This window comes from Paraburkholderia sp. BL6665CI2N2 (assembly GCF_004366535.1).
Lineage (GTDB): Bacteria > Pseudomonadota > Gammaproteobacteria > Burkholderiales > Burkholderiaceae > Paraburkholderia.
The window spans coordinates 2441062-2464691 of the sequence record NZ_SORC01000001.1; the positions used below are offsets into that span (position 1 = coordinate 2441062).

The 23630-nt window shown below is 54.8% G+C and carries 11 protein-coding genes and 5 pseudogenes; 6 read left to right on the forward strand and 10 right to left on the reverse strand.

The genetic code is table 11. The annotated features are described in order from the left end of the window. Positions 1 to 511 precede the first annotated feature (511 nt). From B0G81_RS10925 to B0G81_RS10935, 3 genes are all read left to right on the forward strand, one after another. The gene (locus tag B0G81_RS10925; protein WP_243856421.1) at positions 512 to 1198 is read left to right on the forward strand and encodes a haloacid dehalogenase type II; all 687 of its coding nucleotides are present in this window, start codon (positions 512 to 514) and stop codon (positions 1196 to 1198) included. A gap of 1878 nt (positions 1199 to 3076) precedes the next feature. Further along, complete coding sequence (locus B0G81_RS10930; protein WP_347877447.1) at positions 3077 to 4816, forward strand: methyl-accepting chemotaxis protein; 1740 nt, start codon at positions 3077 to 3079, stop codon at positions 4814 to 4816. Continuing rightward, the gene (locus B0G81_RS10935) at positions 4801 to 5127 is read left to right on the forward strand and encodes a hypothetical protein (protein WP_134135247.1); all 327 of its coding nucleotides are present in this window, start codon (positions 4801 to 4803) and stop codon (positions 5125 to 5127) included. The genes B0G81_RS10930 and B0G81_RS10935 overlap by 16 nt, the downstream gene beginning before the upstream one ends. Before the next feature lie 238 nt (positions 5128 to 5365). Here B0G81_RS10935 and B0G81_RS10940 read toward each other — a convergent pair. The 3 pseudogenes from B0G81_RS10940 to B0G81_RS10950 all read right to left on the reverse strand — a co-directional run. Beyond that, a pseudogene (locus B0G81_RS10940) lies at positions 5366 to 6208 on the reverse strand (hypothetical protein); the annotation flags it as partial. Positions 6209 to 6320: 112 nt separating this feature from the next. Then, a pseudogene (locus B0G81_RS10945) lies at positions 6321 to 6744 on the reverse strand (VOC family protein). An 831-nt stretch (positions 6745 to 7575) separates the two neighbouring features. Beyond that, positions 7576 to 8784: pseudogene (locus tag B0G81_RS10950) on the reverse strand (IS3 family transposase). A gap of 92 nt (positions 8785 to 8876) precedes the next feature. Here B0G81_RS10950 and B0G81_RS44560 point away from each other — a divergent pair. The 3 genes and pseudogenes from B0G81_RS44560 to B0G81_RS43580 all read left to right on the forward strand — a co-directional run. Further along, positions 8877 to 9086: pseudogene (locus B0G81_RS44560) on the forward strand (hypothetical protein); the annotation flags it as partial. A gap of 249 nt (positions 9087 to 9335) precedes the next feature. Continuing rightward, on the forward strand, positions 9336 to 10034 hold the full coding sequence (locus tag B0G81_RS10955) for a M15 family metallopeptidase (protein WP_134135249.1): 699 nt from the start codon (positions 9336 to 9338) through the stop codon (positions 10032 to 10034). 236 nt (positions 10035 to 10270) lie between these two features. Then, positions 10271 to 10474: a hypothetical protein gene (locus B0G81_RS43580; protein ID WP_166678958.1), complete on the forward strand. Its 204-nt coding sequence runs from the start codon at positions 10271 to 10273 to the stop codon at positions 10472 to 10474. A gap of 1549 nt (positions 10475 to 12023) precedes the next feature. Here the strand turns inward: B0G81_RS43580 and B0G81_RS44145 are convergent. The 7 genes and pseudogenes from B0G81_RS44145 to B0G81_RS11000 form a co-directional block, all read right to left on the reverse strand. Further along, positions 12024 to 12286, reverse strand: a pseudogene (locus B0G81_RS44145) (DUF1272 domain-containing protein). 805 nt (positions 12287 to 13091) lie between these two features. Beyond that, on the reverse strand, positions 13092 to 13529 hold the full coding sequence (locus tag B0G81_RS10975) for a MarR family winged helix-turn-helix transcriptional regulator (RefSeq protein WP_134135254.1): 438 nt from the start codon (positions 13527 to 13529) through the stop codon (positions 13092 to 13094). A gap of 1313 nt (positions 13530 to 14842) precedes the next feature. Next, the gene (locus tag B0G81_RS10980) at positions 14843 to 15754 is read right to left on the reverse strand and encodes a LysR family transcriptional regulator (RefSeq protein ID WP_134135256.1); all 912 of its coding nucleotides are present in this window, start codon (positions 15752 to 15754) and stop codon (positions 14843 to 14845) included. Positions 15755 to 16233: 479 nt separating this feature from the next. Then, positions 16234 to 16980 (reverse strand): SDR family oxidoreductase, encoded by a 747-nt coding sequence (locus B0G81_RS10985; protein WP_134135258.1) that lies wholly within the window; start codon positions 16978 to 16980, stop codon positions 16234 to 16236. 457 nt (positions 16981 to 17437) lie between these two features. Further along, positions 17438 to 18913 carry an efflux transporter outer membrane subunit gene (locus B0G81_RS10990; protein WP_134135262.1) on the reverse strand — a complete coding sequence of 492 codons (1476 nt, stop codon included), beginning with the start codon at positions 18911 to 18913 and terminating at the stop codon, positions 17438 to 17440. Continuing rightward, entirely contained in the window at positions 18910 to 22086 is a 3177-nt protein-coding gene (locus tag B0G81_RS10995) for a multidrug efflux RND transporter permease subunit (protein ID WP_134135264.1), read from the reverse strand. The genes B0G81_RS10990 and B0G81_RS10995 overlap by 4 nt, the downstream gene beginning before the upstream one ends. Then, positions 22083 to 23333 (reverse strand): efflux RND transporter periplasmic adaptor subunit, encoded by a 1251-nt coding sequence (locus tag B0G81_RS11000; protein ID WP_134135267.1) that lies wholly within the window; start codon positions 23331 to 23333, stop codon positions 22083 to 22085. The genes B0G81_RS10995 and B0G81_RS11000 overlap by 4 nt, the downstream gene beginning before the upstream one ends. Positions 23334 to 23630: the final 297 nt, after the last annotated feature.

Below are 23630 nucleotides of genomic sequence, written 5' to 3' on the forward strand. Positions count from 1 at the left end.
CTTCGAAAATATGGTGCGTTAACGTCGCCATCGAATACTGGCCGACGCGATCGTGGCTGTTAAACCTGTTCGATATCGAAGATTTGTTCGTCCTTGCAAGCTCGAAGACTAAAAGTAGATCGCGGGCGTGACGTGCATGTGAAGTATCTTACGACTGAGGAGGCATTGCTTCAGCGACAGATCTCAGCCCATACATCGTTGAAATTCGGTCGTGATGCGGTTCATTGCGCATCTGGCTGTCCGCCAAGATCGTGTGTAGGGAAAGACGGCGGACAGGATAAAGTCAGATGTCAATCGGTCACTTCGCAACGACATGCGATCGATTCCAGCGTAGATGCGCTGGCGCTTCATATTTGCAAGCGATTACGCTGCATATCGCGGTGAACTGGAATGATGCTGCGGGAGCGGCGGTTCGGAAATTATGAAGGATTGTTTTTTTCTATGATGCGGCGATCTTGACTGTTGGGCTTTGCTGATGTCATATCTGTTCAACAAGCGAAAGGAGACGACGGTGAAATCAGTGAAGATCTGTATCTTTGACGCGTACGGTACGCTATTTGACGTGCACTCAGCAGTCATGCGAAACGCAGAGGAACTCGGCGAATGCTCGGAGGCATTGTCTGCATTGTGGCGTCAAAGACAGCTTGAGTACTCATGGACCCGTACATTGATGTGCAGGTACACCGACTTCTGGGAAATCACGGGGTACTCGCTGGATTTTGCGCTTAAAACTTACAAACTGGAGCGGGTCGAAGGTTTGAAGGGCCGTTTGATGAATGCATACCGGGAGTTGAGTGCGTATCCAGATGCTGCGGAGACACTGCGTGCTTTGAAAGCGATGGATCTCCAGACTGCCATACTGTCAAATGAAACGGCAAGCATGCTCGATGCAGCGCTGAAGGCAAGCAACCTCTCGATACTCCTTGATGCCTGCCTATCAGTTGACAGCTTGAAAATCTACAAGCCCGATCCGGAAGTTTATCAACTGGCGTGCGACAGGTTTCTGGTTCGTCCTGACGAGATTTGCTTCATATCATCCAATGCATGGGATGTAGGTGGCGCTGCTTCTTTTAGATTCAATGCTGTGCGTATCAATCGTCAAGGTGCTCCTCTGGAGTATGAATTTGCACCGTCAAGTGATCAGCTTCAGTCCCTTCATGAACTGCCTGCGCTTTTGCTTCGCAGCAACAGTATCTAGGTCACGTGCGGCTATCCAGATGCTGTTGACGGCATCCTCGCCACCGCTTGTGATCGCTGTACCGCACATGGAGAGAGTCGGGCTCCTTTTGCTGGGCAGCAACGTTCGAGCGCCTGGTTGCTCTACACCGGGACGATGTTGCAATGAAAGTGTGCGTACGCCCACTCTCACATTTCGGCCTCGGCCTGGTTTTTTAGTCGATGCGCCTCTTGCAGCGATAGCACATATTAGGTGAATGCGCCTCCTCCACATCGCGAGGCCTTAGGTCAGCACAAAGCTCGTGAACTGCAACAAGGTGCCACGCGAGCCCGAGCTAGCGTCGGCCACTGTCGTCGCCATCCTTGCATGCAGTGCCTTCGCCAATTCTTACGCGCTACCTGTGGCGGCGCCGCAGGCCAACGGTGCGTTGGTCGCCAAGTGCAGCAAAGTCCTTCGGTCGTGTATCTACACCAACAGAGCTCATAGTGTCGCTGCGGGCGAAGCTCCTGCTTCGGCCTCGATTTCACAGACATTGCCAAACGACCGGCTGCGCATGTCTCCGCAGACGCTGCCGGTGCCTGGTTCATCGTCAGCAAGGCTATAGTTGTTCACAGCGATAGGGTTATCTTGTCAACAACGACGCCTCATTGCGATATTGGACTGCCTTCTCTCGGACGAGATCCGGCCACATGAACGGCGTTTGTCGCCAAATGCCCCGGGAGGCTGCACAAGACAGCATTTTTGTCTTGTGGGGTGGTAACTCTTCAATCGCCGGATGCAGTAACCAGTGAGTTGCCGGGCCTCATCTCCGACATAGGAATTGCCCGATCGGGCACGCTGGGACGACTGGACTGGAATCGCGGTCATGAGGCATGGGATTCGCGCGCGGCGTAATCAGTTCGCCAGGGACGGTGCAGATTATCAGTGGATGAGCCAGGGGCAGCACGCCTGCATCGCAGCGTTTGCCAAAATGCCTACATCCCGCTGTGCCGTGAACGAAACGCACGATAGTCGACGAAAGGGCGGCGTATGTGGTGGTTGCCCGCTTCAATCCAGAAAATTCTCAGGGCAGCGGCGCCATCCTGAATTGGCAGCCGCTCTACTTGTGAAGCATCGTTGCACCAACGGAAAACCGACCGCTTACAGCTTGTGTTCATCGCCGATTCAAGGGCAGCAGTTTTTGCTTCATTTGATCATCTTAGCGCTGACCGAGATTCGTAGAATGCCGAGACAAGAGGAGAGATCGAGAGGGCGATGCAGCGAATTAAAAATTGACTGATGGATTAGATTGAGAAGCTGTACCAAACAATCGATGCAAGTTTCAGCCGAGACGACAACCGAGATTTAGAGGTAACGGTCGAGCAGGGCGAGGTTGAGACCGGGCTCCGAAAGCCAATCATCTCCGTACAGACTCCCGGAATCTGGAAATTTGAGCTGGTCTTGTTACTGCGTAACGGTCGAATGAGATTAAGCGATTGAAAAAGTGCACCGTTAACGAAGTGTCTGCAGACAAATAGATTGACCGTCTTTCAAAAACAGACAGTTGACAATACAAGAATCATCCATGGCACTTTCAAATTCTGAGCGGCAGAGACGATATCGCAAGCGACGTCTCGGACTGGGGGGGAAGCATGAGCGCATTAGTTGCTTGGTGTGCATCTCAACGAAACGAAATCTGGAACGCCTTGCTTGCTATTTCGACTGCACGATCACTGAAATGATCGAGCGTCTGATTAACGAAAGGACGTCCGACGTGCTGAGCAAACTTGATGAGGAAAGTCAAGATCGGTTCCTTGCGCAGGGCGAGCTCGCCGAGGACACCTAGTCAGCAAATTTCGTTCCCTCACTACCGGATGCAAGTCTGCAGAAGAACACTCGCAGATCCACTACTTGATACCTATGAACATGACAATTTCTCGGCGCTTGGTGCTTACGCTGGCCTTTGCCTTAATTTCGATGCTCCTCGTCGGAGCTTTCGGAATCTGGCAACTCAACCGGTCTCAGCAACGATTCGAAAGCTTTCAGAATAACGTTGCGCGTAATGTAGACACCCTATCAGACGCCGTCGCCTCGCTTTACCAGTCCCGCATTCTTGTGTTTCGGTACGCGACCCAGACCGATCCGGGTCTCCGCGCAAAAATTGGCGTGCAGCTGACAAGTGCCGTCGACGGTATGAACTCGTCGTTGGACAAATATGGCCGGGAAGATGTCACAGATGACGATGACAGGAACTTGCTGGAGAAAGATAAGGCAGCCGTTGCGCCGTTTCTCAAAAGCCAGCAGCAATTTCTCGATCTGGTAAAGAATAATGAAATGGCTGCTGCCTATGCCCTGCAAGAGGACGGAGCACCTCTACGCGTCACCGCACTAGCGCTCCAGCAGGCGTTGACGGCACACATCAAACGCAGCTTTCAGTCAGGCGAGAAATTGCGTGCTGAGAACACCTCGGCATATTCGCAGTCCCTATGGGTTCTGATTGAAGCGGTATGCTGCGCGACGCTGTTCAGTGGCGGAATGGGCCTAGTCCTGCAACGAATGATTGGCCGAAGCCTGAGCGGTATACGGCGGGCTCTGACAACTGCACAGGCTAATCTTGATCTCACCTGTCAAGCCCCTGTTGAGAGAATGGACGAGGTGGGACAGACCGCCAGCGCATTCAATGACCTCCAGAGCCGGATCAGGAGCGTTCTCGAATCCGTTCGTCTATCGGCTGACGCAGTTGCAGTAGCGTCAAAAGAGATCGCAAGCGGTAATACAGACCTTTCTTCCCGGACGGAAGAGCAAGCGGCCTCGCTGGAGGAAACCGCCTCAAGCATGACTCAGTTGACCGAGACCGTTAAACAGAATGCCGATAGTGCCCGGCAGGCAAATATGCTCGCCGGCAACGCGACGGAACTCGCAGATTCGGGTGACGTGTCGGTGACCGCGATGGTCGATACCATTCGCAGGATCACTGAGAGCTCCGGCAAGATATCGGAAATTACAGGCGTCATTGAAGGCATCGCATTCCAGACCAACATACTTGCGTTGAATGCGGCAGTAGAAGCCGCGCGTGCTGGCGAGCAAGGGCGCGGTTTCGCGGTTGTGGCGAGCGAAGTGCGTAGCCTTGCGCAGAGGTCATCAACTGCTGCGAAGGAAATCAAAGGGTTGATTGAGGCGTCTGCAGCTACGGTGCACGGAGGCGCGCAGCAGGCCACGGAAGTGGGAGTGACCATGGGGAAAGTCAAACACGCTATCAAGCAGGTATCCGATATCGTCGGCGATATTGCTGCGGCCTCGGAAGAGCAGAGTGCTGGGATCGAGCAGATAAATCGGGCAGTTAGCCAGATGGATGAAGTTACGCAGCAGAATGCGGCGCTTGTTGAACAGGCAGCTGCCGCTGCGCAATCTCTGGAGACGCAGGCCAGCGCTCTCAATGACTCCGTCGGCCAGTTCAAGCTGGGAGACAGTCGGACATTTGGCCAGCCAGCGCGAGCCGTACCTCTCGAGCCGCGCAGGGCTATCCCTGTGAAAGCGATCTCGCGTCTGCCTGTCGCGCAAGAGACTACCCCGGCCCCACGTCTAGCAGCAGCGGGGAATTCCCGACGGGGCGGCACTAATGTAAGCGCTGAGTCGACTGGTGAATGGCAGTCATTTTGAGGGGGCGTAAAATGCAGGACATTGATGGGTTGGTAGAGTCGGTAAACAATCTTGCGGCGCACAGCAAGCGGGTATCGTCGTCGTTGGGTGCGCGTGCGCTGGTATTGGGAAAATTTTTGGAGGTAGCGACGCCGCACCTCACCATTGCGCAGTGCAGCGTGATCGGTCAGGCGTTTAAGCGAGGTATTGAAGATGTCATGGCGTTGATGGATGACACTGCGCTTCCCCAAGAATTCCATTCTGAGCTTTTATCGTTGACGAACACGATCGCTGCAGATTTGGAGGGGCAATCTGGGCGCGCCGGGCGCTGAGTTGCGCATCGGGACGACAGATCGCTTTTGCGAGACTCCGGCCTTCTTCATGAATCAGTTCGCGTGTGCCATCGATGAGGCCCTGTATCTCGACGGCCGGCGCATTGAACATGCGCGCGGAAATGTCGTACTGCCGACAGCAGGGCGCCGTCTTGTGCGATTACGCCTTGCGGCTGCCGGCCTCAACCACGCGTAAAGCTTGATTGCGTTGGACTTCCGCGAGGCTAATTTTCTCATATCAAACTCTGCGGCATGGTCCTTTACAATGGCCAACCGAAGTTGGAGCGCGCTCATGCGAATTGTTCGCCCTCGCACGGAGCGCTCCGAATGCAACCGATTGGGCGTTCACGAATCTCTTATGCGGCAGAACGAAAGATGCCACGAAGGAGATGACAATGTTGATTGAGAGTGCGATCAGACCTATGTCCAGCGGCCATGCTTCACCGCCAGCATGGAGCGGATACACTGGCTTTAGCCCCTGTGAAATGGCGAGACCTGTTCCCAGAACAATCTCTGCCAGCCAGCCAAGAAACAGACCCGGCGTGCCAAGGCAGCGAGTGTAGAGCGAGAAGACGATGGCAGGAAAAATCTGCAGAATCCAGACACCACCTAGTAACTGCAGATCAATCGCATACTGCGTCGGCAGAAATACAATGAAGAGCAGCGACCCGAATTTCACAACCAGAGAAACAATCTTTGCCGTCGCTGCTTCCTGCGCCGATCCCATGTCAGGTGAGAAGAGCGGTCTCCATAGATTGCGCGTGAAAAGATTGGCGGCGCCTATGGACATGATCGCCGCCGGCACTAGCGCACTGATCGCGATCGCGGCTGCAGCAAAGCCGACGAACCATGACGGAAACAGGGTATTGAACAACGCCGGCACGATATCTGATGCCGACCTCACACGCACGCCCGCCGCGATTGCCATATAACCAAGCAGCGCAATCAGATCCAGCAGCAGTGTGTACGCCGTTAGGAAAATTGCATTCTTGCGAACTGTGCTCGCCGACGATGAAGATAGCACCGCCGTCATCGTGTGCGGATACATAAAGGCGGCAAGTGCGGAACCTAGGAGTGAGGCAAGTACCACGAGCGACGGTGGCAACGCCGTCCTCCTCAGCAGGGACTACCGTTACACCTGCGACAACAATCTGCATGTGCAGGTTTGTGCACCATTAAGCTAACGGGACATGTCAACGAGCCTTGGCACCCGGATTGAAATCGAACTCCAGCCGAATGCCGCCTGGTTCGTAGATCATCGTGTGCTTCTTGGGGTCCTTCCCAAGAAGCTCGGGCGCAAATTCAATTCTTGCGCCTGGCCATTTAGAGACCCGATCGAAGATTTCGTTTAACGCATCTTCACTCTCAACGCGCAGTGCCAAATGATGAAGGCCGATATTGGATGATCGATCAAAATCCACTAGTCCGCCATGATTTTTGACTTCTCAAAGAGTCAGCTTGATATGTCCGTCAGATACAAAAAAGGCAGGATAGTCTGGTGCGTCGCCAACTTTTTTCCAACCGAGGCACTCTGTAAAAAAACCCATAGGTTTGTTCCAGATTCCGAACCGTCAATCCGATGTGATCGATCCCGCAAGTAATCGAAGTGGTTGTCATCGTCGCGTTCCTGTTTGATTGCATTATTAGAGCATTGGATGCTTGAGCGGTCACACGTCTTGTTGGCTGGCAAGAATTCTCTGGCAACCGATTTCATGCCTCCCTTGCTCGATCGGTGTTCCTTTCCGTTGTCGGTCATCATTCTGCAAAAAATGAAGATCGATCTGGACGCCGACCGGCATTCGCGAGAACCCGTCGGAAGACGCATGGTGTCGGGGATACTTTTGTATTCAGATTCGACAGCGCTACAGGGCAGCGTAGCAGGCGTAATGCTCGATCTGAGTCTAGTCTCGTCAATGCCAAGCAGTCAAGATAGCAAAGGGAGGATTCGGTTCTCAGAATGGCAACCCCTTCCGGATACTGACTATTGAGATCGGTACGCAGAGTTCGCGACTAGTACTCCTGACGAGCTGCCAGCAACTCTGCTTGGCACGAATCCCATTGAAGAGCTCGTCGAATTCAGCGCTTGGAGGTATCGTGACACGCAGAGTGTCCGGCCTGCCTGAGGAGCGAACCGATCCTTGATTGACTCGGCCTGATACGTCGACCATAGGTGCGATGAAATACATAGGGTGACAGGGCTGTAGTGTGCTTGCTGCTGCAGCGAGCCTCATCGCGCGTCGCGGGACAGAAGTTAACTGAACGTCTGCCACGTGCCGGTAGTCGCAAGTAAGTCCTAGAGAGACACTATTCTCAAGCTTCATGAAAATGGACACATAGTGAATTTGTCCACTGGTTCCGGATATCACATCAAAGACCGGTAGATGCCGTTGCGCTGGAGGCCGGACGCGGGAAAGGTATGGATTTGCCCCCGTACTTCCGGACACCGCCTCACACTTGAGTTGATGAATCGGTTCTGCGCCTGAACTCGCGTGGCAAGCGATATATCAGTGCACTGTGGGGATGCTGCTCGTTGTAATGCTCGAACGCGACGGCGAGGTTGCACGCTGCGGTTGCGGCGTCCGGCTTGGGCATGAATGCCACGTAGTCACGCTTCATCGTCTTCACGAAGCTTTCTGCCATGCCGTTACTTTGCGGGTTGTACACCGGTGTAGTCAATGGCTTCAGGCCAATGCCAGACGCGAAGGCCCTGGTCCTTTCCGCCGTGTACCCCGAGCCGTTGTCCGTCAGCCATTCGATTTCCGACGGCGCCTTAAGGACGTTGCCAAAGCGATTCTCGACGGCAGCCAGCATCACGTCACGCACCACATCGCCGCTGTGGCCGCCGGTCGTCGTCGCCCAACTCATTGCTTCACGGTCACAGCAATCCAGCGCAAACGTCACGCGCAATGGTTCGCCGTTGTCGCAACGAAACTCAAAGCCGTCAGAACACCAGCGCTGGTTGCTCTTCGCCACTGCGACCTTGCCATCATGCCGACGTTGAGGTCGTGGGGGAGCGGTCTGCGTTGTAGCAGCAAGCCGTGAACGCACATCACCCGATACACACGTTTGGCATTGACGGGAGCAGCACCTCGGCCCTCCCGCTGACGACGCAACATGCCCCAGACTCGACGATAACCATAGCTCGGCAGGTCAGTGACGGTCAGCCGTATATCTTCGAGCAGCCCGGCATCGTCCGTCTTCCTGGTGCTGCGTCCATCCTGCCAGTCGGCAGGACGTGCAAGCCTCGCCGTCACGTTTGAGCGCGCTACACCGAGAACGTCGCAGACCTGCTTCACTGGTCGCCCCCGGCAATGATGGTGAGCGCGCAATCCATTTTCGCGACTTCGCTACCTCCACCGCTTCACGAAGAATCTCGTTCTCCATGGTCTTCTTTCCCAGCAAGCGCTGCAGTTCCCTGATTTGTTTCAGCGCATCGCTCAACTCGGACGCCAGGACCACTTCCTCGCCGGCGCTGACTGCCGACAGGCTGCCGTCCTGATACAGCTTGCGCCAGTGAAACAGCTGATTCGGATTTACGCCGTGCTGGCGTGCAACCATCGAGACCGATTTGCCCGGCCCGAAACTCTCTCGTATCATCGTCAGCTTTTCTTCCGCTGACCATCGCCGCCGGCGCTCCGGCCCCGTCAACACTTCCATCACTTCTTGTTTGTTGTTAGTCAAAAACACAGTCGTATGCCTACCCGCTATTGTAAGTGCGAGACTGTGTCCGGAGTTTCAGGGGGCCGCTCCAGCGGCAACGCCCGCTTCAACATCAAAGCGGGGGTTGGATCAGCTATCTTATGACGCGTAACGGGCCTGAGCCGATCGAGGCCGTCACAGCTCCCATTGACTATGATCATTACATTACTCGTCAATTGCAGCCAGTCGCCGACGCGATTCTTCTTTTGGTCGCTGATAGCTTTAGCTCGCTGGTCGATGAGCAGGGTAGTCTGTTTTAGCCATGTGACGGCGGGAAGCATTCTGCGCTATTTGTTCCCGAACACGATAGATTCGAGCCGATGCGGCCGCCAAACCCTATGTAACGGCGGTGTAAAAATTGGCGTATAAATAGCTGATATAACTAGTCATGCCGTGCTAGATTCTCGCGTATGCGGGGGGGCATCGTAGTACGCCCAAATGCGCAATGTTCCCAAGGCCTGTGGCGTTGCATTCCAACGCTGCGCGACGACGCTTGCCGGATCCCGACTATGTCACGAACGCTAGATGAACGGGAGCTTACTGGACGCACACGGACACATGTCGTTCAGTTTTCTGAGCCCAGATTCGCAGTACAGCCCGAGGTCGGTAAGGCATTTTTAGCAATGCGTGCAGACGCACGACGCGCCGGAATTGATTTGCTTCCATACAGCAGTTTCAGGGATTTTCATGCCCAATTGCGGATTTGGAACGGTAAATTCAGCGGGAAAAAGCCACTGTACGATATCGATGGCCGCCCACGCGATTTCGGTTCGCTGTCGCCATCCGAGATTATTGATTGCATTCTCAACTGGTCGGCACTACCAGGAGGCAGCCGTCACCAGTGGGGTACTGAAATCGATGTAGTTGACGGCGCGACCATGCCGGAAGGATATGTTGTGAAATTGCTCCCGGAGGAAGTGACGTCCGACGGGGTATTTGCACGTCTGCATGGCTGGCTTGACGATAACGCGTACGGATATGGTTTTTTTAGGCCTTACAAAGTCTACAAAGGCGGCATGTACCCCGAACCATGGCATCTCAGCTATGGGGCGCTATCAATGCCGGCGATGCGGCAGGTAACACCGGAACTGCTTACCGAGGTCGTTCGACGATCGAGCATCCTTGGAAAAGAGCTGATCCTTGAGAGGATTCAATGTGTCTATCAAAACCACATTCTTAATATCTCACTGCCAGTGGAGCAGTGGTGAATCAGTTTCAGACGAAGCATGCATCTCCGGCAATGGTCATTTCCTCGGGAAACACCTTGTTCAATCAGTTGTTGTCTCAAAACATGCCGGACGATACCAGGGAGTGAGATTCGGTTGCGTTTTTCCACATGGCACTCGCCGCGAACTCATCGGTCAGCAAATAGCGAGTCGGGGCATGCGGTAATCGGCGCTTCTCAGGGTCATGATGTAGCGGACGCTCCAGCGTCGATCCTGCTTTGCAACTCCTCGGCCGCGAGCACGATCCGTTCACCGCTAACTGGGAGGCCTCTCTGCTGAACTGCGTGAAGAAGCCGCCTTCGGCCAAGCTCGAAGGCGAGCATCAGTTGCTTTGGCGAGTCATTCGCAGCACCGAGCTGGTCGCACGTGATATTTGCTGGAAGTTCAAAGGAACAATATCCCCAGCCGAATCCATATGCTGAAAACCACAGGGCAGAATCGGGTGATAGAAGCGGATCGGTGAGCTTGGTGTTGCTCGATTCCATAGTTCTTGCATCCTGTGGGAAGTGGATGACTTTGCCGAGCGATGCGTTGAAGCACCGGAGTCTCGCAACCGTCCTTACCCTGCTTGCTGCTGGCGGAACTTCTTGCTCTGCGCTTCTTCTGCGTGTCTCTACACGTATCCGATATTCATAGAATATAGTCGAAATGTTGCCGAGCATAAATATTCTCTACGTGGATGCCCGGTAGAGTGGGGACCGTGGGCCGGCTGGTCGCAGCAAGAGGCAGTCGGCACGGGTGCCTAGCGGCTGACATAACACGCTTTCGCATTAGAACTGGTGGCGACGTAGATGATGCATGCAATCAATGACGATTACGACTCGATGCGATCTTTCTCGAGGAAATCGATACGTTCTTGAGTTGGACAGCGTCCGTAGGTAGCGTTGCACAACGCACAGGTGCGAGCATATCCAGATTGTTTGACGTTGAGGCCATTCGAGTTCGTGTGCAGATTGGTGCCCAGAAGCTTTGCGCAGGAAGGGGCTGGTCGATCTGTCTCGAAGACGTTTCTGTTCATTCAACCTATCGGGGGTTCGGGTTTCTCACAATGCTCCTGAATGCAATCGTCGGAGACGCAAACATCCCGTTCGACCGCGTCGAGATTGAGTCTCGGTGTAACGATCGGTTTTCAGCCTGGCTGGTAAGGCGTGGATTTGAAATTGACGGGACGTCAGAAACAAGGAGATCGAAGAAATCCCTGAAATAGGTCGCTCTTTTTCAGATGCATCGCAAGGCTTTGACGTGATTGCTGAGACTTTGCTGTCGCATTGCCTGGACAAGAAATGGGTATGACAAGGCACAGATGAGTCGATGGGAGGTTCGAGGAGCTATCGTGGCCAAGGCCCGCTGCGCGTGTGGACTGGCAAGATTTCGCGGATTAAGCCGGTCCGACGGAGCCAATTTCCGATACATAAGCCAGAGTCTCTCCCAGATTCAGCATCGGGCCACTTGCCCGTATTCTCGGAAAGACCTTGGTATTCAGGTCAATATTGAAAGGCATCCTGTCGGCGTCGAAATCATCTAGCACTTCGTGGTCCGCTCAGGCCTGGAGAGTGACCACGCGCGGATTTTTGAAAGAGACGGATCCTTGGTCATCGAGGACGTGGCTGCTCCTAGCGAGGCGAAACCGCTGTGACCAGTGGTTGCGTTGTTGCGTCACTCGCTGGCACTACGTCAGATGGGACAAGCGGGGGTGTTGCCGCGCTCTTCGCTGTAGCGGCTGGTTTCACAGCATCGACAATAGCGGGCGCCGCAACGTAGGGAACAAACGCCGCTACAGCAACCATGATGACGAATGCAAACATGTCGATTCACCTATCATTCCGGTTGTGCGATCGCGATCAGGAGGACCGCCCTGATCCAATCGTGATGCCCTCGTGTGAGTATGTCCCTGGATTGAACCGTACAGTATTTCGTACGGACGGTCTAATTGAGGGGAGGGCTGGAGTTCTCACATCACATCTAATGCCATTAATGCCTCTTGCTGGCAGCGTGCTGCTCTTGGCACGTCGGGTTGAAAACCCGATCTTTTGATACTGGAAACTTCTCTAAGTTGCCGCTCAGACGCCTGGGGCGTGCTACCAGTTAGCCTTCATAGTTTGGACATCTGCCCCTAACAGATTTTCCGTGCAGTGGCCGCAAAAAGTGCGGTCGACCGAGCAAATAAATGCATCTGCGGAATCAAATGGCAGGTCTTTATCGCAGCATTCACAATTAGGTCGTATGTCGAGCATCTTCCGTCTCCTTGAGTCAGCATTGACGTTTAAGAAAGCCGCCGGTCTCCAGGAAGAAGAGCGCGACGACGCACCATCCAAAAAGATACTTAACATCATCCAGAAAGTGTCAGTATGCTACCTACCGCGCGCACGAGCTTCGATCATATCGGTAAGTGAAAAAACTTGCGTCGCAAGCGTTCTTTTGCGAACTGTCGACTTTTGAAAATCAGGGTCTGCAGCAGTAATCGTTGAGTCTGCGCGAACCTGAACATGGCATTTAAGAACGGGTCTTACACCCGGTATCCTAGTGGAGTTACCGGATGCGACTTCTATCAATTGGCGAGACGGCGGCAGAACTGGGCATAGCGGTGTGCACGCTGCGACGCTGGCATCGACAGGGCCTGTTGATGCCTTTCGTCCGGACTGTCGGCTGCCATCGGCGATGCTAGCGTGACACGGTACGCGCCGCCCTGGGCATCGGGTCGGCTACCGCAGGCAGGATCGTCTGCTGCGCCTATGTTTCCTCGCACGACCAGGCTGGGCAGATGAAGACGCAGGCGACCCGACTCGAGCGCCATCGCATCAATTCAGGTTCCGCTGATGTCGAGGTCATTACCGACCCAGGCAGTGGTCTGATTTACCGTAAAAAATGGTTGCGCTGGCTATTGACCGACATTCCCGTGGGCAGGTGGCGCGTCTCATACCGGTCACGAAGGATTGGTTGCTGCGCTTTGATAGCGAATTGGATGCTCATCTACTGTCGGCCAATGTTTTCCAATAGGCAACAGTCGGCGGTGCAAACCGCTAGTTTGAAAAAATAGACTTAAATAATTGAATCTGACTCTGGGCGCGATGCGTTAGCGACGGGTAACAAGCTGTCGCGAATTGTCAGAATGCAATGACGCGCGAATATCCCCTCAATCTCCGACTCCGCAGATCGGATGAAAGCTGAAGCGGCCTCCACATGTTGATGTCCTTTGTCTGCGAGTTGATACAACAAACGCTTCTTGCGAGACGGGTCGGCCATCGACTGAACAAAACCTGCTGCAATGAGGGGCTTCACCGATCGGAGCAATGCCGTCCGTTCAATCACAAGTCGCTCGGCAAGGTCTTGCACGACAATTGGACCGGACTGCGCGATCGACACTAGAATGCCATATTGACTAACTGTCAGGGATACATCTGCGAGGTGACGGTTGTATATCCGCGAGATATAACGGGTAGCGCGCGCAAACACAAAGCCATATCCTTCGTAATGCATGGTCGTCTCCAATTACGAACGTCTTAAATGCCAAATGCGCTGGTTTGCTTTTCTTGGCTGCGCAATCTCTACCGAGTGCATTTGAAGACCGGGCGAGGAGCTGCTAGCTGCAGTGGTTTGTGTTCAGTGAGCTGAGACGAGCCACACTTCAGTCTCGATCTCATAACGGGAAACATGCGGTCCGTCAGAACTGGCATCAGCGCATTTGCGAGCCCGAGAAAAATATTCGGCTGCGCAATTGTCACGAACTCAATAAACGCAATTGCTCTCATGATGCTCAACAATACTTGCTTGCGCGAAAAACGCGTCGAACGTGCGGCAATGACAGGCGCCCAAAGTGCGCGCAGAAAAGCGTAAACGGGCAGTTTCTGCTCAGTTCTGGTGACGCGACGAAGAACGCTCCGAACCAGCGAGGGAAAGACCCGGAGAAAGACAGTGTTGTCAATTCTCAGCGTGGGAATCACTGAGGAAAGAAGTAGAACAAAGAGGTACATAGTGATTTCTCTTGCCGTGAATTGCGCGATGCAATGGTGTGTATAGACTATAGAAAAACTGGCGTGAACGCGCTACTGGGACAATCTGGGAAAGAGCTCCCCAGAATTTGGGCAAGGCTTGACAGCGGTGGGTCGGGAAAGCCTGCGGACAAGAGAACGGAAATGTGCCATGCAACGCACTGTGTGAGCATGACATCAATAGGTAGCGGGACGCTGTCGCGATTGGCAATGACCAATGAGCATGAAGAAATCCCTTCCTTGCGAGCCTGAAGGACGCCGGGAGGAAATCCGCATTTTGGAGGCCAAGAAGGAGAGCCTATGTAGGTGCCGCATTTGAGATGGCGCCAATCTCGCCACACAGCTGACGCAGAGGAATATATCTAGCGCAAAAAACGTATCTAATAATTTGCTATCCGTAATGCTAAGATCAGCCTGATCAGGTATTTGCAGTTTCCTCCAGTTCTGGTGAAGACTGTCAGCCAGGGAATTCAGCCGGCCCGCGAGGCGGGTTTTTTGTGGCGTCGCGAGTCGTATCACTAAAGGCCGAGCAGAAGTCGGTATTACAATGCATCGAGGGCTGCTAACCTAGGCTTGTTGTATCAGTAGGGCTGTTAGTCGTCAGAGTACGGAGACTGGAGCAGTCTGTCGACAAATGCCCAGATCAGATTTAATGGCGCTCCAATCAGTGTGGGCAGCGGCGGTGATCGGCCGGTTTCGCAGTCGCGAGAACAGCAGCTCCCGACTTTTTCACGGAGAGCTAGCCTCAGCGGGTGCGTGATTATTTGCCATGAGAGCGCAGTTTCGGCGTCTTTGATGAGGTTATTGCTTACCGAACCGAGACAGTGATTCTCGAAGCTTTGGAGCGGCGAAATCAATAAAATGGCGCAACTTGATTGTCATTATGCTGCGCGATACATGAACGATATGGACCGGAATTGGCTCTATCTCGAATTCCTGGAGCACGATCTGAAGCTGCCCCGACCGAATTGCCTCGTCTGCGTCGTGTTCCAACACAAGCGTAATACCGACGCCGTCAACAGCTGCGGCGACTGCCGCGTCCGGTGCGGAGACCTGAAGCCGAGGTTCTACCGTTAGAGTAAGCGGCGTGCGCGTCGTCGGCATGCGGAAACGCCAAGGCGACAGGTAAGGGCTGTTGAACACGACGCACGGTAGCTTTTTGAGATCGTCTAGTTCGCGGGGAACCCCGTGCTTATCCAGAAACGCAGGGCTAGCGCAGACAATCGTGCGCAGCGAGCCGATACGGGTTGCGATCATGCTGCTGTCGGCCAATTGTCCAATACGTACCGCAAGGTCAGCGTGTGCATCGATCAGATCGAGATTGCGATCGGACTGGAGCAAGCGGACTGTGATATCTGGAAACAGGGTCAGAAACTGGTTGATGACCGGCAACACATGCTGACGACCGAGCTGCACGGGCGTCGTCACGACTAATTCGCCCCGTGCGGTAGTGAATTCTCCCGTCGCGGCTCGTTCCTGGTCGGCGACTAAACTTAGTATATTCCGCGCTGCAGCAATGTACTCAACACCCGCATCCGTTAGCGTCAGCTTGCGCGTGGTACGCATGAGCAATCTTGTGCCCAGGAGCTCTTCGAGCTCGGTTACCTTACGGGTAAGCGTTGACACTGGGATTTTCAGTTCACGCGCCGCAGCCGAGAGGCTGCCCTTGTCAACTGCGCTTAGCAACAACTCCATGGCTTCAAGGCGGTCCAAGTCATTCTTCCGTCGACTGTGAGACGCCATTGTAGGGGATTTATCCACGGCTTGGCCTGATAACCTCGGCCTTCAGGCCGGGGATGAAAGGCGGGTGTAGACAGCGCAGCGCGGATGTCGTGATTATTTAACATGGAATTCGAGGTATGCCTATACGGAGAAACAACCGTATCGGCACATGCAGCAGACCACCCGCGTACTCCACCTCCGACTTAAAGACTGGCACGCCCGTGCGCTGCAGGAGCAAGCATCTTCTTTCTACAACTCGCATGCTCCAAGACGATGCATCTTCTTTGGTTTCAAGGCGGATTGCAACAACGAAAGAGTCGCCAAAAAAGCTGGCGACTTTTCTTTGGGCAAAATTGCGCTCATATCTTTGCCGATCAGTTACGTCCGCCGGCGGTGCGTTTAAGCGCGCAGGTCGTTCGTGTCAATCGTCCCGGAGAAGTACGCGCACCGGGACGACTAGGCCGAGCACGTTAGAACTGGGTCAACCCACCATCAACCACCAGCTCAGTGCCGGTCGTGTATGACGAATCATCGCTCGCGAGGAACAGGACTGTTTTCGCAAGTTCAGCTGCGTGACCAAAGCGTTTCAGTGCGACTTTTTCCTGAAGCCCGGCGGCAACTGCCGACAACTGATCTTCACTCAGACCGACTTTGCCGTAGAACGGCGTCGAAATCGCACCTGGGCTGATAGCGTTCACACGGATGCCACGCGGAGCGAGCTCCGCGCCCAGTGTCCGAACCAACGAGCGCGCAGCGGCTTTAGTCGCGGCGAGGATCGACAGACCAGGCATTCCGATGGTATTCAGAAACGACGTCGTCACAATGATGCTCCCGCCGCTGGGGATGAGCGGGGCGGTCTTCTGGATCGTGAAGAACGTTCCAGTGAAGTTCAAAGTCAGATTGTCTTCAATATATTCCGGCGTCACAGCTTCGAGCGGAACGACGGTGGAAGCACCAGCATTTGCGAAGACGATGTCGATCCGACCGAATTTTGCGCGCGTTTCCTCGACGGCGAGCTCGATGTCTGAAACCTTGCGCAAATCTGCCTGAATCAGCAGCGCCTCATCGCCAAGTTCCTTCCCGGCTGCTTTCAGGCGTTCGGCGTTAGAACCCAGGATAACTACCTTAGCACCTTCTGCACGGAAAAGCTTTGCGGTCTCCAATCCGATTCCTGACGTGCCACCAGTGATGAAAGCAACCTTGTTACTCAGTTTCATGTCAATCTCCTCAAAGCAAGAAAAATATGGATGGAAAACAGATGAGAGCCTTCGGTTTCGACTGCGTCCAAAGATCCAAAGCGCAAGTCAAGTGCCTAAAATCACGAGAAAAAAACATAAGTACAGCTAACGGCGAAACCAAGACATCAACCTCAATTTCAGCTTGTGGACAGCGTAACGCGCATGTGGTCGAGCCTCGTAGCCTTAGCTCGCACGCCCAGTTTCGTCACGCTTACCGCATTTGCCTGAGGAGAATCATGCCTCCCGGCAGGCTTTTGCGGAAGTCGTCGAAACTGGGCAACATCTAACCAAAAAGTGGTTAATCGGAGTTCAGATATCTCAAGCGAGCCCCCGGTCGGTCTGAACAGGGCCTCAAAGCTCGACTAGCGCTCGCCTGTTGACTATGCCCAGAGCGTCCGTCTCCGCATAATCAGCGCATAGACGGACTTTCCGACTGTCAATTCGCTTGGGCGACCTGCTGTGGCAAGTCCCAGCCACCTCCCAGTGCGCGGAATGTACGGACGGCTGCTCGGGCCGCGTCTGCCTTGGTGGCATCAAGATCGTCTCGCGCGACAAGAAGCTGTCGGTCTGCGTCCAGCACATCCGTAAGCGTGATAGAGCCGGCACGGTACGCTCTTTCGGACAGATCACGGGCGCGCGTAAGCGCCACGACCTCCTGCTGGAGCTCCTGCGACCGAATTTCCGTTTGAGAGAGGGCCATGAACGCATTCTCCACATCCTCTGTGGCCTCAAGCGCTGCTTCCTTGTACTGTGCCAGCGCCTCGCCATACGCGCCACGAGCCTGCTTGACCTCGGCATCCACCTTGCCAAAGTCAAACAGTCGCCATTGAAGCGCACCGGTGCCGACGGGCTGGAATGACTTGGCACTAAAAAGATGATTGCTCGTTATGCTGTCAAAGCCCAGCGCTCCAGATAAGGATATCTTCGGATAGTAGTCGGCAATCGCGACGCCGATTTGTTCATTGGACGCGGCGAGATGACGCTCCGCCGCGATGATATCCGGACGTCGACGCAGAACATCGACAGGCTGATCTCCCGTCCCAATTGCGGGCACATCAGGGATAACGGCCGCGTTCTCGCCCAGCTCTGTTGCATACGTTCCGGGCTGTGCGCCCATCAGCACATCGAGCCGGTTCAACTGAGCTTCAAGAGATACCCGCAGTGAGGGCATCGATGAACGGGCCTGTCGCATCAAAGCCTCGGCCTGTGCGACCTCGCGCTCGTCGGCTGCACCCAGACGCTTTCGCGCCTGCACGAGTTCCAGAAGACGCGCATCGGTATCGATCTGGTCCTGCGTGACTGCAATTCTTGCCTGCAGCCCCCTGACCTGCAGATAGGCATCTGCCGCATCGGCCGCAACCGTGATGCGTGTTCCAAGCTGGGCTGCCTCTGCGGCTTGCTCCTCGTCCCGTGCGGCTGCATGGGCACGTCTGAGTCCGCCTGCCAGATCAATCTCCCAGCTTGCCGTTGCGCCGACGATGTACTCCTTCTGGTCTCGACTGTAGTTCGGGAATGCGCTGGCCAATGCTCCAAGTGGGCTTGTCGTGCTCTGATGCATCGCTGTGGCAGACGCGCCGGCGTCAACCGTGGGAAGGAGTTGAGCACCAACTGCCTGGGCGGCCGCTCGAGCCTGTGCCACCCGCGCGAGCGCTGCCTGGAGGCTAAGGTTCTGATCAAGCGCACGCTGGACAACCTTTTCCAACATCGGATCATTGAACCCGGTCCACCAGTTGTCCAGGTGAGGGGCCGCTAACGTTGTTTGCCGGTTAGCGACTGCATCCGTATTGTGAAACGGCGCCAACTCCGTCTTCGGCGCGACGTAGTCGGGTCCGACGGCGCAGCCGGCCAGGGCCGCACCGACAATCAGACTGCCTATGACCGCCTTAGATGTTCGGGATAGAAAGTGGGTCATTTGGTCTCTCCGCTACCAAGCTTCTGGGGCAGGGGTGAAATGTCCTTGGTACCGAGGTTGCGGACAAAGGTGTAGAACGCCGGCGTGAAGAGCAGGCCGAAAATGGTCACTCCGAGCATGCCAAAGAACACTGTGGTTCCGAGCGATTGCCGCATCTCTGCGCCCGCGCCGGTGGCCACGGCGAGCGGTGCGACACCCGCGATGAAGGCGAAAGAAGTCATCAAGATCGGCCGCAATCGCACATGTGCCGAATGCACCGCTGCTTCCTCTGCTTCAACTCCATCCTCGTCCTGCCGCTGCTTTGCAAACTCTACGATCAGGATTGCGTTTTTGGCCGCAAGTCCGACAAGCACCACAAATCCGATCTGCGCGAGGATGTCGATCGGCATACCTCGAATATCAAGACCGATCGCGGATGCAAGCAGACACATAGGTACGATCAGCACGATTGCCAGCGGTGTCTTCCAGCTCTCGTACTGAGCTGCGAGTACGAGGAACACAAACAGCGCGGAAGCCGCAAAAATCATCAACGGAGACGTGCTCTGCTGTTCCTGCTGATGAGCGAGGTCTGTCCATTCGAAAGTGACGCCGTTCGGAAGCACCTGTGCAGCGAGTTCTTCCATACGCTTTATTGCATCACCCGACGCAATCCCCGGAGCAGCTGCACCCATGATCTCGGCCGCTGGGTAAAGATTGTAGCGAGGCACACGATACGGGGCAGTCGTGTCTTTGAATGTCGCCACCGTGCCAATCGGTACCATCTCGCCAGAAGCGTTACGCACTTTGAGTCGGGATATATCCTCAGGTGTCTTCCGGAACGCCTCGTCGCCCTGAACGAGCACCTGATAGGTGCGGCCCAGATAGTTGAAATCATTCACGTATTGCGACCCGAGGTAGAGTTGCAAGGTCGAAAATACGTCGGTCGGAGTCAGCCCAACTTTTTCAGCTTTCAGGCGGTCGATGTCCGTGTAGACCGAAGGTGCACCGGCGTTGTAAAGGGTGAACACCCCCCCGAACGCCTTGTCCTTGTTGGCTGCAGCGACCAGTGTGTTGGCAGCATTAGCAAGCGCCTGAGGTCCAAGACCAGCGCGATCTTCCAGCATCATCTTGAAGCCCCCGGCAGCGCCCAAGCCCTGAACCGCTGGTGGGTTGATCACAATGACAACAGCGTCCTTGATGCCTGATAGACGTTGACGCAACTTCACTAGCATCGTCGCGGCCGTAATACCGGGGATGTGCTTGCCGTACAACGATGGTAAAGCTGTGAAGATCGTACCAACGTTGGGTGCTATCGTGCTGGTCGTGACATCAAAGCCCGTTGTCGGCGAAGTGTGTTCGATGCCCGGTGTTTTAAGAATGATATCGTTCACTTCTCGAACAACCTTGTCGGTGCGCTCAAGGCTTGAACCGGGCGGCAGAAAGACAATAACTGCCTGATAACCGATATCCTGATCAGGAATAAAGCCTGTAGACATCCTAGACATCTGCAGCCCTGTTGCAGCGATCAAGCCAGCATAGATCACCAGCATGACAGTCGTAGCACGGACGAAGCGTCCTGTCATCTTGCCATAGCGCGACGATAGCCAATCAAAAGCTACGTTGAATCGACCAAATATTGCATCGTGAATGCGGCCGATTCCGTGCGATTCGCCGTGTGTCTTCCCAATCTCATGCGGCTTTAGAAGAACTGCGCATAGAGCAGGGCTCAACGTAAGTGAGACGAAACACGATATCACTGTGGAGGCTGCGATAGTGATTGCGAATTGCTTGAAGAACAGCCCCGTGATGCCAGACATAAGTGCTGCCGGTCCGAACACTGCGCACAGCGTGAGCGCGATGGCGATGAGCGCAGTCGATACCTCGTTCATCGTCTGGTGGGCGGCCTCCCTTGGTGACATGCCAAGCGCCATATTCCGTTCGACGTTCTCAACAACCACGATGGCATCGTCCACGACAATCCCCACCGCCAGCACCAGGCCGAACAACGACAGATTGTTAATTGATGCGCCGAAGATAGCAAGAATGGAGAAGGTGCCGATCAGCGATACTGGTATGGCAACGACTGGAATCAGAGTTGCCCGCCAGTTTTGCAGGAACAGGTAGACGACGCCAACAACAAGCAGCACTGCAATGAAAATCGTTTTGATGACCTCTTCGATGGAACGGCTAACAAAAGTGGTCGGATCGTAGATGTTGATGTAATCCATACCGGGCGGAAATTTCTTCTTGAGCTCGGCCATCTTGTCCCACACTGCGTGCTCAACCTGCACGACATTCGCACCGGGCGTGGCAATGACCCACCAGGGAGCTGATACATAGCGGTCTGCATAGGCTTTGGAACCGTAATCCACCGAACCTAATTCAACGCGGCCAATGTCACGAATGCGCGTAACCCGTCCCTGTGTGTCTGACTTTACGATGATGTTGCCGAACTGCTCAGGCGTGGAAAGACGACCAAGCGCTTCAACGTTGATCTGATAGGCTGCGCTACTGGCAACTGGAGGCTGATTCAGCACGCCCGCCGAGACCTGGGCGTTTTGTGCCCTTAGTACGCCAAGAATTTCGCTCGCACTGATGTTATACGAAGCGGCCTTGTCGGGATCAATCCATATGCGCATGGCGAATTGCCGGTCGCCCAATACCCAGAAGTCAGCTACGCCAGGCAGTCGTGCAATTTCGTCCCTGACATGAAGCATGTAGTTGGACATATATTCAGCACTGCGCGATCCGTCCGGGGAATAGACGTGCACACCCAGCAACAAGGCCTGGATCGTCTTCTTGACCTGGACACCTTGCAGCTGGACTTCCTGGGGCAGCCGCGACAGCGTATCCTGCACGCGGTTGCGAGTCAGCATGAGGGCGACGTTTGGGTCCGTGCCGACCTTGAAGATCACTGTAATCGTGAGCTGACCATTCCCAGTCGATTGGCTGGTGATGTAATCCATGTTCTCGACGCCGTTCACTGACTGTTCGAGCGGGGTCGCCACGGTTCGGGCAATCGTCTCGGCAGATGCGCCAGGATAAGTAGTGGTTATCTGTACGGTTGTGGGAACAATATTCGGATACTGCGCAACCGGTAGGGACACCATGGTTGCCAGACCCAACAGGACAAGGAAAATATTGAGCACCGCCGCGAAGCGCGGATGTTCAATGAAAAAGTGGGTCAATTTCATGATTTCGCCCCGCCGTCGTTTTGCTCAGATGTGAACTGAACCGACCCGGGATGCGGCGATACTTTGGAGCCCGGTCTGACAGTAGGAATACCGTCGATGATTACCTTGTCGGTCGGAGCGAGGCCCGATCGGATGACTCGCAGCCCTCCGCGAAGATCGCCAATCTCGACCTGCTTCGACGTTGCAACATCGTCCGGACCCACGACGAAGACCATGTGTTCTGATTGATCCGCGAGCACGGCAGCATCAGGTACGAGCAAAGTCGGCTGAGGCGCCGATACTGCCAGTCGAACCCGGGCAAAGCCGCCTGGCGTCAGGAACAGGTCACTGTTCGGCACAGTGGCCCGTGCGTGAATGGTGCCGCTGGAGCGATCGAGCGCGTTATCGATGAAGTTGAGCGTGCCCTGCCGATTGAAATCTTTTTCGTCGCCCAGTGAAATCTTCACAGAGTTAGCGAGCACACCCTTTTCATTTTCACGCGCTCTCTGGAACGCGATGTAGTCGGCCTCGCTCATGTCGAAGTCAAGATAGATGGGATCGATCGAGACGATTGTCGCGAGGAGCGTAGTGGGGCTCGTGGCGGCCCGGCTACCTGCTACAAGATTTCCAATCGAGACGAGGTGGGTGCCAATGCGCCCAGTGAACGGCGCCGTGACTTTGCAATGGTCCAGGTCAAACCGCGCATCGTGAACTAGTGCTTTTGCGCCATCGACCGCAGCTTCGGCTGCATGCTGCTCCGCTACCCGTTGATCTACATTTTCGACGGTTCCGGCGTCAGCCTTCTGTAATTCTTGCGCACGCGCCAACTGCCGAGTCGCAAGCGACAGCCGTGCATTCGCCACTTCGAGTTCCGCCGTCGCCTGACTCATCCTGATTTGATAGGGCTCAGGGTCGATTTCGAAGAGGAGATCGCCTTTGCGAACGATGTCGCCGTCCTTGAAGTGAATCTGCGTAAGCGTTCCACCAACCTGGGCGCGCAACTCAACGCGATTGACCGCCGAGAACTGGCCGAGGAAACCGAGCCGGGATTCAAGGTCGCGCTGGATGGGCGCGCTGACAGCAACCGAGGGCGGCGGCGGTGCCGCAGTTGCAGCAGAACCTGATCCATGCAGGTGATATGCCGTTGCGATGGCAACGACAAGCACGGTCAGCGCGACTATGGACCCTACCCGAATCCGGCGCCCGGAGTTGACAGGTCTCTGGGGGACAATTGCTCCGGCTTCGGACCGGTTAATGCTGTCGTTCATGGCATTCCTCATAGCGTTTATTGAGAAGTCCGCGTCGCTACACCAAAGGTGTCGCACTGCGATCGATGCGTCGGCACAACCCCACGACTGCCTGTAGCTCGCTCGCCGTTTCGCGCGACGATAGATGATTAGCTGATACTATCCTTGGTCAAGATAATAGCCATAATCTAAAATGTCAAGCGGTGGTGAGATGATCGAAACACCGGCAGACCGACTATATTTTCGAATTGTCCCTGCTTTGACAAAGCGATAGATGATCGTCTATCGCTAAAAAATAGATTATATTTACAATCCTCG

Bases quoted from the DNA above. Each gene is read 5' to 3' on its own strand.
- B0G81_RS10930 (WP_347877447.1), top strand. From the start codon at position 3,077: ATGAACATGACAATTTCTCGGCGCTTGGTGCTTACGCTGGCCTTTGCC.
- B0G81_RS10935 (WP_134135247.1), top strand. From the start codon at position 4,801: ATGGCAGTCATTTTGAGGGGGCGTAAAATGCAGGACATTGATGGGTTG.
- B0G81_RS10955 (WP_134135249.1), top strand. From the start codon at position 9,336: ATGTCACGAACGCTAGATGAACGGGAGCTTACTGGACGCACACGGACA.
- B0G81_RS10975 (WP_134135254.1), bottom strand. From the start codon at position 13,529: ATGCATTACGAAGGATATGGCTTTGTGTTTGCGCGCGCTACCCGTTAT.
- B0G81_RS10985 (WP_134135258.1), bottom strand. From the start codon at position 16,980: ATGAAACTGAGTAACAAGGTTGCTTTCATCACTGGTGGCACGTCAGGA.
- B0G81_RS10990 (WP_134135262.1), bottom strand. From the start codon at position 18,913: ATGACCCACTTTCTATCCCGAACATCTAAGGCGGTCATAGGCAGTCTG.
- B0G81_RS10995 (WP_134135264.1), bottom strand. From the start codon at position 22,086: ATGAAATTGACCCACTTTTTCATTGAACATCCGCGCTTCGCGGCGGTG.
- B0G81_RS11000 (WP_134135267.1), bottom strand. From the start codon at position 23,333: ATGAACGACAGCATTAACCGGTCCGAAGCCGGAGCAATTGTCCCCCAG.